Genomic DNA, 16,102 nt, shown 5'->3' on the forward strand with positions numbered 1-16,102 from the left:
TGACCTAAAATGGATGAAAATGTAGCACACTGATCTGACGAGGGGAGGCGTCTGATGAGTCAGCCACAAATATCGCTGAATGACCGGTTCGATCTGGAAAAGAACCCCGTCCTTTTGAATGGCACTCAAGCGCTTGTTCGCCTGATGCTGATCCAAAAGGCGCGGGACACGCAAGCAGGGTTAAATACCGCCGGTTTGGTGACCGGATATCGCGGGTCACCGCTGGGCGCCGTGGATCAACAGATGATGCGGGCCCACAAGCAACTGGCCGAAAGCGACGTCACTTTCCAATACGGCTTGAACGAGGATCTGGCTGCCACGGCACTGTGGGGCAGCCAGCAGGCGGGGCTGCGCGGGGACGGGCGGTTCGATGGCGTGTTTGGCCTGTGGTACGGCAAGGGGCCTGGGGTGGACCGGTCCGGCGATGTGATGCGGCACGCCAACATGGCCGGCACGGCGAAACATGGCGGCGTGCTGATGGCGATGGGAGATGACCACACCGGCGAAAGCTCGACCGTTCTGCACCAGTCCGAGTGGTCTCTGGTCGACATGTATATGCCGATCGTCAGCCCGGCAGGCGTGCAGGAGATTCTGGATTACGGCGTCTATGGGTTCGCTCTTAGCCGGTTCTCGGGGCTTTGGGTCGGCCTGAAGACGATGAAGGATACGGTCGAGGTGACTTCGGTCGTGGACGGCAGTGTTGATCGGATGAAGTTGGCAGTGCCCGATTTCGACATGCCCGACGGCGGGTTGAACATTCGTCTTGGCGACACGCCGCACCTGCAGGAAGGGCGGATCATCGACTTTAAGCGCTTTGCGGCCGAGACGTTCTCGCGCGCCAACAAGATGGACAGGCGGGTTTGGGGCAAGCCCGGAGCCAGGATCGGGTTTGCTGCGGCGGGAAAGAACTGGCTGGACCTGACCCACGCGATGTCTCTTTTGAACATCGATGAGGCTGAGGCCGAAAGGCTGGGCATCACCACCTACAAGATCGGACAGACCTTTCCGCTGGACATGGCCGGGTTCCAGGACTGGGCTGAAGGGCTTGACCTGATTGTTATCATTGAAGAAAAACGCAAATTGATCGAGGTGCAGGTCAAAGAAGCCATCTTCGACGACCGCAGGGGCCGCCGTGTTTATGGCTGGTACAAGGGCGGGGCCGGGACACTGCACCGCGAGGAACTGTTTCCGACGCGCGGCGCGCTGGACCCGATCATGATCGCTGAGAAACTCGGTGATATTCTGATCGAAGAGGGGCGCGATACCGATGGTGTCCGCGCCGGTCTGGCCAGCCTGTCCGAGGCTCGCCGAGCTGACAACGCCGAGGAAATCGCCACGCGCCTGCCGTATTTCTGTTCGGGCTGCCCACATAACAGCTCGACCCGATTGCCTGATGGCAGCCGTGCGTATGCGGGCATCGGTTGTCACTACATGGTGCAGTGGATGGACCGCGAAACCACCGGTTTCACCCAGATGGGTGGTGAGGGCGCAAACTGGATTGGTGAAGCGCCGTTTTCGACCACCAATCATGTGTTCCAGAACCTTGGCGACGGGACCTACAACCACTCGGGCGTGCAGGCGATCCGGGCGGCTTTGGCGGCCGAGGCGAATATCACCTTCAAGATTCTCTACAACGATGCCGTCGCTATGACCGGCGGACAAGAGAACGAAGGCAGCCTGACCGCCGAACGGATCGTGGCCGAGGTCAAAGCCATGGGTGTTCAGCATGTCGCGGTTGTCTACGACGAAAAAGAAGACTTGAATTTCAAGGCTCTGCCTGCCGGTGTTGAAACCTTTGAACGCGCCGAACTGATGCAGGTGCAGGAGCGATTCCGCGAGATCGAGGGCGTTTCGGTCATCGTCTACGTCCAGACCTGCGCGGCCGAGAAACGACGTCGGCGCAAAAAGGGCGCGTTCCCGGATCCGGACAAGCGGGTCTTTATCAACACCGACATTTGCGAAGGCTGCGGTGATTGCGGCGTACAGTCGAACTGCGTCTCGATCGTGCCGAAAGAGACCGAACTGGGCCGTAAGCGGGCCATCGACCAATCCAGCTGCAACAAGGATTATTCTTGCCTTAACGGGTTTTGCCCATCGTTTGTAACCTTGGAAGGCGCGCAAATTCGGAAAGAAGCCACCACCGAGATCGACCTGCCGGACTTGCCGGACCCCGTGCTGCCGGAAATCAAGGGCACGCATAACGTGGTGATCACCGGGGTTGGGGGCACCGGCGTTGTGACCTTGGGCGCAATTCTGGCTCAGGCAGCGCAGATCGACGGCAAAGGTGCCGGCATGATGGAAATGGCAGGCCTGGCCCAGAAGGGCGGAGCCGTGCATATCAACTGCCGTTTGGCCAACCGTCCCGAAGATATCAGTGCCATCCGCGTCGCCACGGGCGAAGCACACGCGTTGATCGGTGGTGATTTGGTGGTGTCCGCCGGGGCGAAAACCCTGGGCCTGACGCGGCCAGGTCAAACCGGGGCCGTGGTCAATTCTCATGAAACCGTTACCGGTGACTTTACCCGCGATACGGATTTCCGCATTCCGGGGGACAGGCTCAAACTGTCCTTGCAGGCGCGGCTGAAGGAGGATGTTTCCCTGTTCGATGCCACCGAGTTGGCGCGTGCGGTGATGGGAGACTCCATCTATTCCAACATGATGATCTTTGGCGCGGCGTGGCAGCGTGGTCTGTTGCCGGTCAGCCACGAGGCCATCGTGTCGGCCATCGAACTGAACGGCACAGCGGTCGAGCGAAACAAACGCGCCTTCGACATCGGGCGTTGGGCCGTGCTGCACCCGCAGGAGGTTGCCGGGATTCTCGAGCCTAATATGGATGAATTGCCGAAGACTCTGGATCAGATCATCGATTTCCGTGTGCAGCACCTGACCGCCTATCAAAGCGGTCGTTTGGCCAAGCGGTATCTCAAACAGGTCAATTCATTCGAGGATAAAGGTGTTCGGAGGGCCGTGGCAAAAGGCTATCATAAGTTGTTGTCCTATAAGGATGAATACGAGGTCGCCCGATTGATGCTGGACAGCCGCGAAAAGGCAGCAACCGAGTTCGACGGGGAATTCAAAATGACCTTCCATCTGGCCCCGCCCATTCTGGGAGGCACAGGGCCGGATGGTCGGCCGAAGAAACGGGCCTATGGAGAATGGTTGCTGAGGCCGATGAAGGTTCTGGCCAGGCTGAAAGTCCTGCGTGGGACACCGCTGGACATTTTTGGATATAACGCCGAACGGCGGATGGAGCGGTCGCTGATCAAGCAATATGAGAGGGATATCAAAGAGGTAACGCCGCTTGTTACACCGCAGACTCGGGATGCGGTTATTGCCCTTGCTAAATTGCCGCTGGACATTCGCGGGTTCGGGCCGGTGCTGCGTGCCAACGAAGCCAAAGCCGCCAAGCGACGCGAAGAACTGCTAACCGTAATCCGCAACGGTGGGCAGGAGCTGCGCGCAGCTGCCGAGTAATTCGTCACGGTCTTGTCACGAAACCTAGGCAAATTTGTTGCTTAAACCTATCTTGCAGGCAGCAAACCTCGGAGATTCGAATGCCCTCGCGCCGCCACGTCGCCCGTGACATTTCCTATGCCCATTCCGCCGAAACCAAGAGCGGGAAGATGGTGATCAAGCTGATGGAGAACACCACGGGCCGCTTGCGTCTGATCAAGCGCGCGGACGGATATGAGAAAGAGGTGGCTAACGGGCGTGATTTCTGGTCGGTGATGGTGGACCGTTACGGGCTGTCATTGGATGTCGTTGGCGGCTCGCTGTCGAATATTCCGAAATCCGGGCCGATGATCCTGATCGCCAACCACCCTTACGGCATTCTGGATGGGCTCATGATGGGGCACATGCTGTCCGAGACGCGTGGCGACTTCCGAATCCTGGCGCATCGCGTGTTCCGCAAGGCCGAGGATATCAACCGCATCATCCTGCCGATCTCGTTTGACGAGACCAAAGAAGCGATGAAGCTGAACCTTGAGACGCGGAAAACAGCGCTGAACTATCTGGGTGACGGCGGCGCGATTGGTATCTTCCCCGGAGGTACGGTCAGCACCGGGGTCAAGCCGTTCTCACACCCGATGGACCCGGGCTGGCGCGGTTTCACGGCGCGGATGGTGGCAAAGTCGAACGCCACAGTCGTTCCGGTTTTCTTTGACGGCCACACCTCGCGTCTGTTCCAGATTGCCAGCCATCTGCACAATACGCTGCGCATGGGGCTGCTGATCAAAGAGTTCAAAAAACGCGTCGATACACCTGTCAAAGTGGTAATCGGAGACCCCATCGGGCGCGCCGTTCTGGACCCATTGGCAAAGGACACACGCAAGATGATGGATTTCTTGCGCAAAGCCACGTATGAGCTTTCCCCAACGCCGCTGAAGTCTTACGACTACGGCTACGAGTTTGAGGAACGGCATCGCGCCTAAAGGGGCAAATGGCAGTAGGCATCTTTGATTCTGGTTTGGGCGGTCTGACCGTTCTGGACGCCGCGCAGAAACGTCTGCCGGACGTGGATTTCCTTTATTTTGCGGACAGCGCACATGCGCCCTATGGCGTGCGCGATGCCGAGAACATTTACGATCTGACGCGCCGCGCCGTTTACGATCTGTGGAATCGCGGCTGTGATCTGGTGATTCTGGCCTGCAACACCGCAAGTGCCGCCGCGTTGCGCCGGATGCAGGAAGAAGGCGTGCCCGAGGGCAAGCGCGTTCTGGGTGTCTTCGTGCCTCTGATCGAAGCCCTGACCGAGCGTCAATGGGGCGACAACAGCCCGCCGCGTGAGGTCGCCGTGAAGCACGTGGCGTTGTTTGCCACGCCTGCAACGGTTTCCAGCCGCGCGTTCCAGCGGGAACTGGCGTTTCGCGCAATTGGTGTGGATGTCGAGGCGCAGGCTTGTGGCGGTGTGGTCGACGCAATCGAAGACGGCGACATGATCCTGGCCGAAGCGCTGGTGCGCAGCCATGTGGATGCGCTGAAAAGGAAAATGCCGGAACCGCAGGCGGCGGTTTTGGGCTGCACCCACTATCCGCTGATGGCCGAAACCTTTCAGGCCGCCTTGGGTTCGGATGTGGAAGTGTTCAGCCAGGGTGCTTTGGTGGCTGAAAGCCTTGCGGATTACCTGCAGCGACACCCGAAGATGCAGGGTGAGGGCAAAGGTGGGTTTCTGACCACCGGAAAGCCCGGCACGGTCAGCGACCGTGCTACGCAGTTCCTCCGACGGCAAATCACGTTCGAGGCCGCCTGACTTAGGTCAAGGACGGCTTAACGCATTCTCCTTTATTCGAAGGCCGTCGCATCGGCGGTCGTGATATGTGACACTTTGGAACAAGAGGTCTGGCATGCCCCATAAAATCGCAATTCTGGGTGCCTCCGGCTATACCGGCGCCGAACTGGTGCGGTTGATCGCCGAGCACCCGAACATGGAAATCACCGCTTTGGCCGCCGAGCGTAAGGCTGGGATGTCGATGGCGCAGGTGTTCCCGCATTTGCGCCACATGGACCTGCCGGACCTGTGCAAAATCTCCGAGATCGATTTCTCTCAGATCGACCTGTGTTTCTGCGCCCTGCCGCATAAAACCAGCCAAGAGGTCATTCGCGACCTGCCGAAAAACCTCAAGATCATCGACCTGTCCGCAGATTTCCGCCTGCGGGACGCGGAAGAGTATGAAAAGTGGTACGGTAACCCGCACGTGGCGTTGGAGCAGCAGGAAGAGGCCGTCTATGGCCTGACCGAGTTCTACCGCGACGACATCCGCAATGCTCGGCTGGTGGCGGGCACGGGCTGTAACGCGGCCACCGGTCAGTATGTGCTGCGGCCGCTGATCTCGGCTGGTGTGATTGATCTGGACGATATCGTGCTGGACCTGAAATGCGCCGTATCGGGGGCAGGCCGCTCGCTGAAAGAAAACCTGCTGCACTCCGAGCTTAGCGAGGGGTATAATGCCTATGCCGTCGGTGGTACCCACCGGCATCTGGGTGAGTTCGATCAGGAATTCTCGGCTCTGGCCGGTCGTACTGTGCATGTGCAGTTCACACCGCACCTGATCCCGGCCAACCGGGGTATTCTGGCGACCACTTATGTCAAAGGCAACCCGGCCAGCGTGTATGAAGCGCTGACTAAAGCCTATGAAAACGAACCGTTTATCCGGATGTTGCCGTTTGGCGAGACACCCTCGACCCACCATGTGCGGGGTTCGAACTTCTGTCATATCGGTGTGGTTGGCGACCGGATCGAACGTCGCGCCATCGTGATCGGCGCATTGGATAACCTGACAAAAGGTAGCAGTGGTCAAGCCTTGCAGAACGCCAACCTGATGTTAGGTGAGGATGAAACCGCGGGCCTGATGATGGCCCCGTTGTTCCCGTGAGGACGAAATGAAAACGCTCAAGAAACGCCGTCGTGTACAAGTCATTCTTTTGGCTGTCGTGGCCCTTGCTATGGCCACGGGGTTGATTGGGTATGCCTTGCAGGATGGCATCAACTTCTTCCGCTCGCCCAGCCAGGTGATCGCAGAACCACCGAAACCAACCGAGGTGTTCCGCATCGGTGGTCTGGTCGAAGAGGGCTCGATCATTCGCGGTCAGGGCGAGACGGTGCATTTTGTCGTGACCGATGGCGGCGAGAGTGTGCCGGTGGCGTTTACCGGCGTGCTGCCTGATCTGTTTGCCGAAAATCAGGGTATGGTGGGCACAGGTTCTTATGTGAACGGTGTTTTCGAAGCGACTGAAATCCTTGCGAAACACGACGAGACCTACATGCCGAAAGAGGTCGTGGACGCTCTGAAAGAGCAGGGTGTCTATCAGGAAGCTGACGAAAGCTGAACGCAGCTGAACTGCGTGCCTCAGGCAGCAAATTTGGGAAATGATGAAACAGGGCGTTGCGCGCAACAGGCGGGCAGCGCCCTGTTTCGTTGGGAGAATTAAACCGGGTTGCGAAACCGTGTGTCGGACCAAATGCGGAGGGTGCGATGCAGACGGTGCGACAGATTGCAACTGAGATCGTGGCGCGTGAAGGCGGGTTTGTGGACGATCCGGATGATCCGGGCGGGGCGACCAAATACGGCGTGACCATTCACACCATGCGTCGCCTCGGGCTGGACCTTTCGGGCGATGGGGCAATCAATAGTGCCGACGTACGTATGCTCAGCAAATCACAGGCCGTCGATATTTTTGTGCAGCATTACTTTGAGCTGCCTCGGCTGAGCCTGCTCCCGACGATTTTGCACCCTTCGGTGTTTGACATGTACGTCAACGCGGGTGGGCAAGCCGTCAAGATCCTTCAACGTCTGCTACGTGAGATGGGGTTCGGGGTCACCGTTGACGGAATCGTTGGGCCAAAAACTGCTCGCGCCTGTGAGAACGCGGCGGACCCTGATCCGGTGGCTTTGCGGGACGCCTATGGGGTCGCGCGGCGAAACTTTTACTTCCGGCTTGCCGACCACAGGCCCGCATCCCGCAAATACGCCCGGAGCCGGGCAGGTGGCAAAGGCGGGTGGATTCGCCGGGCCGAGGAATTTGTCTCTCCGGCATATCACTTAAGCGATGCAGATTTTCAAAGGAGGGTCGCGGGATGGGGCTGATCTCGAACGTCTTGACGTTTCTGTTCGGAGGCGGTCGCAACGTCGTGCGCGAAACTGCTGAAATATTTCGGGAAAATGCCGAGAACGGGGCAGCGCGCAGTCTGACGTTGCAGCAACAGGCGATGGTTCAGTTCGGTCAGGAGTTTCAGGTGCCACGTAAAGGCGCATTTGATCGGATCATGGACGGGCTCAACCGGTTGCCGCGCCCGGCGATGGCGCTGGGGACGTTGGGTTTATTCGTTGCCGCCATGGTCGATCCGCTATGGTTTGCGGCGCGGATGCAGGGGATCGCCTTGGTGCCCGAGCCGTTGTGGTGGCTGCTAGGTGTAATCGTGTCGTTCTATTTCGGTGCGCGTCATCAGGCCAAGGTTCAGGATATGCAACGAGAGATCAGGGCCACGATGCAGCGCACTCCCCAGGTGCTGGAAAACCTGCAAGCGCTAAAAGTCCTGCGCAGCGATGGAATCGGGGCCGCCGACCCGGGGACCGACGTTGCACTGGCCGAAAGTGCCGGCCATCCCTGTGAAAATCCGGCGCTGGACGACTGGCGGCGCAAACGCGCGGCTTGACCCGCGACACTATGCTCGCCCCAGAGGGGCGAAAGTGATTGGTGCTTGCCCGGCAACGGGACTATATCCGGGGCCATGATTACAGAACTTGGCCACTTTGCCCTGATCCTCGCCTTTCTGGTTGCCATCGTGCAATCGGTTGTTCCGCTGATAGGTGCCGCCAAACGGTGGCCTGGATGGATGTCCTTTGCCGAACCTGCGGCCATCTTGCAGTTCCTGCTGGTTGGTTTCTCGTTCTGGGCGCTGGTCTGGGCGTTTGTGACCTCGGATTTCTCGTTGCGGGTAGTGGTTGAGAACAGCCATTCGGCCAAGCCGATGCTGTACAAGATCAGCGGAACATGGGGCAACCACGAGGGCTCGATGCTGCTGTGGGTGCTGATCGTTTCGTTGTTCGGCGCCATGGCCGCGTTTTTCGGAGGCGGCCTGCCACCCACGCTGAAAGCGCGGGTTCTGGCGGTTCAGGCCGCGATTGCGGTGGCGTTCTTTGCCTTCATCCTGTTCACCTCGAACCCGTTTGAGCGGCTGATCGTGGCACCATTTGACGGGCGCGATCTGAACCCGCTGTTGCAGGACCCCGGTTTGGCCTTCCATCCGCCGTTCCTGTACCTGGGCTACGTGGGCCTGAGCATGGCCTTCAGCTTTGCCGTCGCCGCCCTGATCGAGGGGCGCGTCGACGCCGCGTGGGGTCGCTGGGTGCGTCCCTGGACGCTGGCTGCATGGGTGTTTCTGACCATCGGCATCGCGCTGGGGTCCTGGTGGGCGTATTACGAGCTTGGTTGGGGCGGGTTCTGGTTCTGGGACCCGGTTGAAAACGCCTCGTTCATGCCTTGGCTGCTGGCAGCCGCGCTATTGCACTCGGCCATCGTGGTGGAGAAGCGCGAGGCGTTGAAAAGCTGGACCATTCTGCTGGCGATCATTGCTTTCGGTTTCTCGCTGATCGGCACGTTTATTGTGCGGTCGGGGCTGCTGACCTCAGTCCACGCCTTCGCCAATGATCCTGAACGTGGCGTGTTCATCCTGTTCATTCTGGTGATCTTCATCGGTGGCTCTCTGACCTTGTTTGCCGCACGCGCGCAAGCGATGGAGGCCAAGGGCGTCTTTGGCATGGTCAGCCGCGAAAGCGCGCTGATTCTGAACAATATCCTGCTGGCCGTCAGCTGTTTCGTCGTGTTCGTTGGGACGATGTGGCCGATGGTGGCCGAGATGGCGTTCGATCGCAAACTCTCGGTTGGGGCGCCGTTCTTCAACTCGGCCTTCACGCCGTTCATGGTTGCATTGGGCATTGCTCTGCCGGTGGGCGCGATGCTGCCGTGGAAACGCGGCAAGCTTGGCAAAACTGCCTATTCGCTGCGCTATGCCTTCCTGTTGGCACTGGCTCTGGCCTTGCTGGTCTGGGCGATGCAGACCGGGCGCAGTGCGCTGGGGCCGGTTGGTTTATTCTTGGGCGCTTGGATCACCTTCGGCGCGGCCGTCGATTTGTGGAGCCGCACGGGCCGCAAAGGCAGCCTCAAGCGCCTGTTCCGCCTGCCTGGTGCAGACTGGGGTAAGGCCGTGGCGCATACCGGTTTGGGTGTGACCATGTTCGCCATTGCTGGCCTGACCGCGTGGGAGGTCGAAGACATCCGCGTCGCGCAGCCCGGTCAGCCGTTCGAGGTCGGGCAGTTTACCCTTACGCTGGAAGGTGTGCGACGTGTGCAGGGACCGAACTATTTCTCGACCATGGCAGATGTCCGGGTCGAAAAGAACGGACGTCCAATGGGAACGCTTCATCCTGAAAAACGGGACTATCCGGTCGCACGGATGCCAACGACCGAGGCAGCGATTGACTATCGGTTCCTTGGTGACCTCTATGTTGTGATCGGTGACCAACAGGCTGACGGCGGTTGGGTCATGCGAACCTATATCAAACCGCTGGCGAACTGGATCTGGGGCGGGTGTATCCTGATGTCCCTTGGTGGCTTGATCAGCCTGTCGGACCGCCGGTTCCGCGTGGCAGCCGGCGCGCGCAAGGCCCCAACGGGCGGAGTACCTGCGGAATGAAACGTTTGATCCTGATCCTGACGCTGATTGCGTCGCCGCTGTTCGCTGTACAGCCTGACGAAGTGCTGGACGATCCGGTGCTGGAACAACGGGCCCGGGACCTTAGTACCGGGCTGCGCTGTCTGGTCTGTCGCAACGAAAGCATCGATGAAAGCAACGCCGAACTGGCGCGGGACCTGCGCCTGCTGCTGCGGGAACGTCTTGTGGCCGGGGATACGGATCAAGAGGCGATTGCCTTCATCGTGGATCGATACGGCGAATATGTGTTGTTGAAACCGACCACTTCGGGTTCGAACCTGATGCTGTGGCTGGCCGGTCCGATCATGTTGCTGATTGCCGCCGCAATGGGCTGGAGCTTCCTGCGCAAGCGGTCTCAGGTGCAAGTCAGTGGTGCAAAGGATAAGCTGACCGACGCCGAAAAAGAGCGGTTGCGCCAAATTCTTGAAGACTGACCCAGGGTTCCGCTTTTCCTTCCCCTGCATTTCGGTCAGGGTTCCGGAAAGACCGGAATTTTGGGGAGGGGTTCATGGAATACGAAACGATCCTGTTGGACATCAAGGACGATTTGGCGGTTGTTACCCTGAACCGTCCCGACAAGATGAATGCGATGACGGCGCAGATGCGGGCCGAGGTCACGCACGCGATGAAGCATGCTGCCCGTCACGCGCGGGCAATTGTTCTGACCGGGTCCGGTGGGGCGTTTTGCTCGGGCCAGGATCTGGGTGATGCGTCCAGCACCGGCAAGATTGATCTGGAACGGACACTGCGTGATGAATACGACCCGATGCTTGAGACGATCTACGATTGTCCGGTTCCCACAATCGCGGCCGTCAACGGCCCAGCGGCGGGGGCAGGGGCGAACCTTGCGCTCAGCGCGGATGTGGTGATCGCAACCGAAAGCGCCTATTTCCTGCAGGCATTTGCCCGTATTGGCCTGTTGCCGGACGCCGGTGGTACGTGGTTCATGCCGCGCCAGATGGGGTTTGCCAAGGCCATGGGAGCCGCCTTGTTTGCCGATAAGATCAGCGCGCGGCAGGCGGATGACTGGGGCCTGATCTGGGAGGCTGTGCCCGACGACGCGTTTGACGCCCATTGGCGTAAGCGCGCAGCTTACCTGGCCAACGGCCCCACAGCCGGTTTCGGAGCGATCAAAAAGGCGATCCGCGGAACTTATGAGAAAACGCTGCCGCAGCAACTGGCGATCGAAGCGCATTTGCAGGGCGATTGCGGCCGCAGCCGCGATTTTGCCGAAGGCGTCGTGGCCTTCATGGAAAAACGCCCCCCGAAATTCGAGGGGCGCTGAAACTTAGGCGCGGCGGCGGCGGCGTGTCCGCCGCTCTGGCGCGGCGTCGTCTTCCGTGCCATCCGACGCCGAGGAAAACGGCCCCAGAGCATCAGTGATCTGGTCCAGAGTCGGGCGCGACCCGCGCGGCCTGGTGTCCAGGGCGTCGCGCATTTTGCGCAGATGGTCAGGCATGGTGCCACAGCAACCACCAATGATCGTTGCCCCGGCATCGCGTGCCATAGCCGCATAGTCACCCATCAGCTCGGGCGTGCCGTCATAGTGGATATGGCCGTCGACGTATTTCGGAATACCGGCATTGCCTTTCGAGATGACAGGACGCTCGGTTCCCTGCGCCGCAAAGCCCAGCACAGTGCGCAGAATGTCCGAGGCACCGGTGCCGCAGTTGGCGCCGAAAGCAATTGGCGGGTTCGGCAGGGTTTCGACCAGCTGCGCCAGATCGGCCGAAGTAACGCCCATCATGGTGCGCCCGGCGGTATCAAAGCTCATGGTGCCGCACCAGGGCATGTCGGCCAGGGCAAAGGCTTCGGCCGCTGCGCGGAACTCTTCCGGCGCGCTGATGGTTTCCAGCCACAGAACGTCTGCACCGCCGGCCTTGAGAGCATCTGCCTGTTCATGGAACATCTCGACCGCTGCCGCGTGGGACAGGCTGCCGACGGGTTCCATGATCTCACCCGTAGGGCCAACCGAACCGGCCACGACGACCGGGCGTCCAGCCTTGTCGGCGACCTCGCGGCCCAATTCAGCGCCGACGCGGTTCAGTTCGGCCACACGGTTTTGCGCGTCATGCAGTTTCAAACGCGCCGAAGTGCCACCAAAGGTGTTGGTCAGAAACAGATCGCTGCCCGCATCGACCGAGCCCTGATACAGCGCGCGGATCTTGTCCGGCGCGTCCACGTTCCACAACTCGGGTGCGTCGCCGGATTGCAGACCCATGTTGAACAGGTTGGTGCCTGTGGCACCGTCTGCCAGAATGGCATCGGTGGTTTCAAGAAGCTTGCTCAGTGCATTTGTCATTGGGATTTTCCAAAATAAGGCCCAATGGGCCTGACACCTATTAGAGACGCCCCGTGTCTCATGACCGGGGCGTCAAATCAAACTCATAAATCTCATGAAGATCATGAGCCGTGCGTTTCAGGTTTTAGATTTCGACCTCAGCCATAACCTGCTCTTTGGCTTCGACCAGCAATTCCGCCATCTTCTCGCGGATTTTTGCCTCATCGGCCAAATCTCCCAGATACCCCTTCACAGCCTCAACGACGTCTTCTTCGCTGACATTTTGCAAATCGGTGTGAACCAGCTCCTGACCATAAGCGCGGGCTTTTTCGACAGTCTCGCCCTTCAGGGTCGAGGCCCAAACGGCCATAAACCGGTTTCGGCGCATCCGGGCAATGAACTGCATCTTTTCGTCATGCGCGAACTTGTTTTCAAACGCGGCTTCACGTTCGTCAAATGTGGTCATTGGTTGGGGACCTCTTGGATTACAACTTCTTTCCTGATGATATGACTATACGTGCGCCTGTTCGCAAGGGATTTGCGCTGCGTCAAAGCCTCTCGGGTCAGTAAACTTGCGGGAATGGGGGGCTTGCACTATGAGAACGCCAACGTGAGGGGACTCATTCCCTCTGTTCAGAGTGGAAAGGTCGCTTATGGCGCGTCGCAAGAAAATCTATGAAGGTAAGGCCAAGATTCTGTACGAAGGCCCCGAACCGGGCACCATCGTTCAGTATTTCAAGGATGACGCCACCGCGTTCAACGCCGAGAAAAAGGACGTGATCGACGGCAAGGGCGTGCTGAACAACCGCCTGAGCGAGTTCTTCATGAACGGTCTGGCGCAGATCGGCGTGCCGACCCACTTTATCCGCCGTCTGAACATGCGCGAACAGCTGGTGCGCAGCTGCGAAATCGTGCCGCTGGAAGTGATCGTGCGCAACTATGCTGCCGGTTCGATGTCGAAACGCCTGGGTATTGCCGAGGGCACGCAACTGCCGCGTCCGATTGTGGAATACTGCTACAAGGACGACGCGCTGGGTGATCCTCTGGTCACCGAGGAACACATCGCTGCCTTTGGCTGGGCCAGCCAGCAGGACATGGAAGATATCCTGAGCCTCGCGCTGCGTGTGAACGATTTCATGAGCGGCGTGATGCTGGCCGTGGGCATCCGTCTGGTCGACTTCAAGATCGAGATTGGGCGAGTCTATGACGGCGACTATCAGCGCCTGATCATCGCGGATGAGATCAGCCCCGACAGCTGCCGCCTTTGGGATATCGAAACCGGCCAGAAACTGGACAAGGACGTGTTCCGCCGCGACCTGGGCAGCCTGACCGATGCCTATTCCGAGGTTGCGCGCCGTCTTGGCGTCTTGCCGAAAAGCAATGTGACCAAGCCGACTCTGATCAACTAATCGGCCTTTTGGCACGGAAAATTCAAAAGCGCTGTCTGTAAAGACGGCGCTTTTTTCTTTTTGCTCTGGTGGTTTGACAGCGCGCCCGGTCCTTCGCATTGTCGGGGCAGGAGTAACCACGGTGGTCCCGACATGGGTGAATTGTTCGATCAGGCTGTCTTTCTGAAGTTCCTCGCCGCGCTGCTGGCGATCTTCAACCCGCTTTACGGCATTCCGATCTTCCTGAGCATGACCGAGGGCTATTCGGCCGCCGAGCGTAAACGCGTGGCGCTGATCGTGACGGGCACCGTTGTGGTCGTCGCCCTGATTGCCGTGCTGGTGGGTGAAGAGATTCTGGCCATCTTCGGCATCGACATCCCTTCGTTTCGAATTGCCGGCGGGCTGATCATTCTGGGGGTTGGCATGTCGATGCTGAACGCATCTGACCGGCCACAGGGCGATCAGCAGGCGGTAGCAGAGGGCGCCATGAAGAAAAGCAACATCGCCGTTGTTCCGCTGGCGATTCCACTGACCATCGGGCCGGGAACCATCGCGACGACAATTGTTTTTGCCCATACGCTATCGGACGGGGCCGAGATTGTTACCTTGGGGTCCGCTGTGTTGATTGCCTGCACAATTGTGGGGCTGGGGTTGCTGTTCGCGGACCCGATTTCCAGGTTTTTCGGGCCGACGATGATCAATGTGATTACGCGCGTTATGGCGATTATCCTTGTCGCCGTGGCGGTTGAAATGGTGCTGACCGGCACGTTCAATGCCATAGATGCGCGGTACCCGGGGCTGACCGGCGGAGGCTGATCGGCCCGCCTGCGTCAAACTGTATACGGACAAGGGTTGTCGAACGCGGTTTCGCACGCTATCCCCCGCGCAACGGAACGGGCCCGGAAACACGGCCCTCAGCTGGAGTTGCAGGAATGAAAGCACGGGTGCATGTGATGCTGAAGAACGGGGTCCTCGACCCGCAGGGTGAGGCCGTACGGCATGCTTTGGGCGCCATGGGCTTTGATCAGGTCGAAGGCGTGCGTCAGGGCAAGGTCATCGACCTTGAACTGGCCGAAGGCGCGACCGAGGCCGACATCACCGAAATGTGCGAAAAGCTGTTGGCCAACACGGTCATCGAGCGATACGAGATCGAACTGGTCTGACTTGATGCGGGCAGCCCGTCTGATCACGTATCGTCAGCCATTGGAGCTGATGACCATTCCCGATCCTGAACCGGCCGAGGACGGCGTCGTCGTCCGGGTGCTGGCTTGCGGCGTTTGCCGGTCGGATTGGCACGCGTGGTCGGGGTCTGATCCGGATGTGGTCTTGCCGATAACACCCGGGCACGAATACTGCGGCGAAGTCGTTGCCGTTGGGGCGCGGGTGACCCGTTGGAAAGCTGGGGATCGGGTGATTGCGCCGTTCATTCTGGCCTGCGGCCATTGTTCGGATTGTGCGCAGGGCCACCAAACGATCTGCTCGGATCAGGTGGTGCCTGGTTTCACCTGTGACGGGGCCTTTGCCGAGTACATTGCCGTCGCGCACGCCGACGCCAACCTGACGGCTTTGCCGGACACGCTTGCGCCTGAAATCGCGGCTGCCCTGGGCTGTCGGGTGACGACCGCCTGGCAGGCTCTGGTGGGGCGGGCGCAGATACAGGGCGGCGAGTGGCTTGCCATCTTTGGCGGCGGCGGCGTGGGCGTCTCAACACTCTTGCTGGGTAAGGCGCTTGGGGCGCGTGTCGTCGTGGTCGATATCGTTGACGACAAGCTGGCCTATGCCACAAGCCTTGGCGCTGACGCGGTCGTCAATGCGGCCACCAGTGATGCACCGGAGGCCGTGAAAGAAATCACCGGCGGCGGTGCGCATGTCGCGATTGAGGCGCTGGGGATCGAAACCACCACCGTTGCTGCCGTGAAATCCCTACGCAAGCTGGGCCGCATGGTGCAGATCGGAATGCCGGCCGGAAAGCACTCGACTATGTCTTTGCCGATGGACGTGTTGTATTCCGGCCAACTGGCCGTTTACGGAACCCGCGGGATGCCAAGCTGGCGCTATCCATCGCTGTTGTCGCTGATTTCCGGGGGCAGCGTTGATCTCAGCCCGCTGGTGACGCGAGAAATATCTCTGAACCAGGTAAGTGAGGAACTTGCCGCCTTTGACCATCCAACGCCACCAGGTGTTGCCGTGGTCACCGATTTTGTCTGTTAGGAGGGTCCG

16 protein-coding genes are annotated in these 16,102 nt (G+C 59.6%); 14 read left to right on the forward strand and 2 right to left on the reverse strand.

The features are described from left to right. Positions 1 to 54: 54 nt before the first annotated feature. The 10 genes from GOX88_RS02140 to GOX88_RS02185 all read left to right on the forward strand — a co-directional run bounded on the left by GOX88_RS02140 (position 55) and on the right by GOX88_RS02185 (position 11,498). Entirely contained in the window at positions 55 to 3,474 is a 3,420-nt protein-coding gene (locus GOX88_RS02140; protein ID WP_170398592.1) for an indolepyruvate ferredoxin oxidoreductase family protein, read from the forward strand. Positions 3,475 to 3,554: 80 nt separating this feature from the next. Continuing rightward, positions 3,555 to 4,433 (forward strand): lysophospholipid acyltransferase family protein, encoded by an 879-nt coding sequence (locus tag GOX88_RS02145; RefSeq protein WP_170398595.1) that lies wholly within the window; start codon positions 3,555 to 3,557, stop codon positions 4,431 to 4,433. Positions 4,434 to 4,441: 8 nt separating this feature from the next. Next, positions 4,442 to 5,251, forward strand: a complete 810-nt coding sequence (locus GOX88_RS02150) for a glutamate racemase (RefSeq protein ID WP_170398598.1) — start codon at positions 4,442 to 4,444, stop codon at positions 5,249 to 5,251. A gap of 94 nt (positions 5,252 to 5,345) precedes the next feature. Continuing rightward, entirely contained in the window at positions 5,346 to 6,374 is a 1,029-nt protein-coding gene (argC, locus tag GOX88_RS02155) for an N-acetyl-gamma-glutamyl-phosphate reductase (RefSeq protein WP_170398601.1), read from the forward strand. 7 nt (positions 6,375 to 6,381) lie between these two features. Next, entirely contained in the window at positions 6,382 to 6,828 is a 447-nt protein-coding gene (ccmE, locus tag GOX88_RS02160) for a cytochrome c maturation protein CcmE (protein ID WP_170324819.1), read from the forward strand. A gap of 146 nt (positions 6,829 to 6,974) precedes the next feature. Beyond that, the gene (locus GOX88_RS02165; protein WP_170398604.1) at positions 6,975 to 7,586 is read left to right on the forward strand and encodes a holin-associated N-acetylmuramidase; all 612 of its coding nucleotides are present in this window, start codon (positions 6,975 to 6,977) and stop codon (positions 7,584 to 7,586) included. Beyond that, positions 7,577 to 8,155 (forward strand): holin family protein, encoded by a 579-nt coding sequence (locus GOX88_RS02170; protein ID WP_170398606.1) that lies wholly within the window; start codon positions 7,577 to 7,579, stop codon positions 8,153 to 8,155. Before GOX88_RS02165 ends, GOX88_RS02170 begins: the two co-directional genes overlap by 10 nt. A 75-nt stretch (positions 8,156 to 8,230) precedes the next feature. Then, positions 8,231 to 10,195 (forward strand): heme lyase CcmF/NrfE family subunit, encoded by a 1,965-nt coding sequence (locus tag GOX88_RS02175; protein ID WP_170398609.1) that lies wholly within the window; start codon positions 8,231 to 8,233, stop codon positions 10,193 to 10,195. Continuing rightward, entirely contained in the window at positions 10,192 to 10,647 is a 456-nt protein-coding gene (locus GOX88_RS02180) for a cytochrome c-type biogenesis protein (RefSeq protein WP_170398611.1), read from the forward strand. Before GOX88_RS02175 ends, GOX88_RS02180 begins: the two co-directional genes overlap by 4 nt. Before the next feature lie 74 nt (positions 10,648 to 10,721). Next, positions 10,722 to 11,498: an enoyl-CoA hydratase-related protein gene (locus GOX88_RS02185; RefSeq protein ID WP_170398613.1), complete on the forward strand. Its 777-nt coding sequence runs from the start codon at positions 10,722 to 10,724 to the stop codon at positions 11,496 to 11,498. A gap of 3 nt (positions 11,499 to 11,501) precedes the next feature. Here GOX88_RS02185 and bmt read toward each other — a convergent pair whose 3' ends face one another. Both bmt and GOX88_RS02195 read right to left on the reverse strand, forming a co-directional pair. Beyond that, positions 11,502 to 12,515, reverse strand: a complete 1,014-nt coding sequence (gene bmt, locus GOX88_RS02190) for a betaine--homocysteine S-methyltransferase (RefSeq protein ID WP_170398616.1) — start codon at positions 12,513 to 12,515, stop codon at positions 11,502 to 11,504. 124 nt (positions 12,516 to 12,639) lie between these two features. Beyond that, a complete protein-coding gene (locus GOX88_RS02195; protein WP_170398619.1) occupies positions 12,640 to 12,960 on the reverse strand; it encodes a DUF1476 domain-containing protein in 321 nt (106 codons plus the stop codon). 187 nt (positions 12,961 to 13,147) lie between these two features. Between GOX88_RS02195 and purC the strand changes: the two genes are divergently transcribed. From purC to GOX88_RS02215, 4 genes are all read left to right on the forward strand, one after another. After that, entirely contained in the window at positions 13,148 to 13,903 is a 756-nt protein-coding gene (gene purC / locus GOX88_RS02200) for a phosphoribosylaminoimidazolesuccinocarboxamide synthase (RefSeq protein ID WP_170324827.1), read from the forward strand. Between the two features lie 132 nt (positions 13,904 to 14,035). After that, positions 14,036 to 14,698 (forward strand): MarC family protein, encoded by a 663-nt coding sequence (locus GOX88_RS02205; RefSeq protein ID WP_170398622.1) that lies wholly within the window; start codon positions 14,036 to 14,038, stop codon positions 14,696 to 14,698. Positions 14,699 to 14,814: 116 nt separating this feature from the next. Next, entirely contained in the window at positions 14,815 to 15,045 is a 231-nt protein-coding gene (gene purS, locus GOX88_RS02210; protein ID WP_109311572.1) for a phosphoribosylformylglycinamidine synthase subunit PurS, read from the forward strand. Positions 15,046 to 15,049: 4 nt separating this feature from the next. Next, on the forward strand, positions 15,050 to 16,093 hold the full coding sequence (locus GOX88_RS02215) for a zinc-dependent alcohol dehydrogenase family protein (RefSeq protein ID WP_170398625.1): 1,044 nt from the start codon (positions 15,050 to 15,052) through the stop codon (positions 16,091 to 16,093). Positions 16,094 to 16,102: the final 9 nt, after the last annotated feature.

It is taken from the genome of Ruegeria arenilitoris, assembly GCF_013030985.1.
Classification (GTDB): domain Bacteria; phylum Pseudomonadota; class Alphaproteobacteria; order Rhodobacterales; family Rhodobacteraceae; genus Ruegeria; species Ruegeria arenilitoris_B.

Coding starts and splice junctions, on each gene's coding strand:
- GOX88_RS02140 (WP_170398592.1), top strand. CDS start 55: ATGAGTCAGCCACAAATATCGCTGAATGACCGGTTCGATCTGGAAAAG.
- GOX88_RS02145 (WP_170398595.1), top strand. CDS start 3,555: ATGCCCTCGCGCCGCCACGTCGCCCGTGACATTTCCTATGCCCATTCC.
- GOX88_RS02150 (WP_170398598.1), top strand. CDS start 4,442: ATGGCAGTAGGCATCTTTGATTCTGGTTTGGGCGGTCTGACCGTTCTG.
- argC (WP_170398601.1), top strand. CDS start 5,346: ATGCCCCATAAAATCGCAATTCTGGGTGCCTCCGGCTATACCGGCGCC.
- ccmE (WP_170324819.1), top strand. CDS start 6,382: ATGAAAACGCTCAAGAAACGCCGTCGTGTACAAGTCATTCTTTTGGCT.
- GOX88_RS02165 (WP_170398604.1), top strand. CDS start 6,975: ATGCAGACGGTGCGACAGATTGCAACTGAGATCGTGGCGCGTGAAGGC.
- GOX88_RS02170 (WP_170398606.1), top strand. CDS start 7,577: ATGGGGCTGATCTCGAACGTCTTGACGTTTCTGTTCGGAGGCGGTCGC.
- GOX88_RS02175 (WP_170398609.1), top strand. CDS start 8,231: ATGATTACAGAACTTGGCCACTTTGCCCTGATCCTCGCCTTTCTGGTT.
- GOX88_RS02180 (WP_170398611.1), top strand. CDS start 10,192: ATGAAACGTTTGATCCTGATCCTGACGCTGATTGCGTCGCCGCTGTTC.
- GOX88_RS02185 (WP_170398613.1), top strand. CDS start 10,722: ATGGAATACGAAACGATCCTGTTGGACATCAAGGACGATTTGGCGGTT.
- bmt (WP_170398616.1), bottom strand. CDS start 12,515: ATGACAAATGCACTGAGCAAGCTTCTTGAAACCACCGATGCCATTCTG.
- GOX88_RS02195 (WP_170398619.1), bottom strand. CDS start 12,960: ATGACCACATTTGACGAACGTGAAGCCGCGTTTGAAAACAAGTTCGCG.
- purC (WP_170324827.1), top strand. CDS start 13,148: ATGGCGCGTCGCAAGAAAATCTATGAAGGTAAGGCCAAGATTCTGTAC.
- GOX88_RS02205 (WP_170398622.1), top strand. CDS start 14,036: ATGGGTGAATTGTTCGATCAGGCTGTCTTTCTGAAGTTCCTCGCCGCG.
- purS (WP_109311572.1), top strand. CDS start 14,815: ATGAAAGCACGGGTGCATGTGATGCTGAAGAACGGGGTCCTCGACCCG.
- GOX88_RS02215 (WP_170398625.1), top strand. CDS start 15,050: ATGCGGGCAGCCCGTCTGATCACGTATCGTCAGCCATTGGAGCTGATG.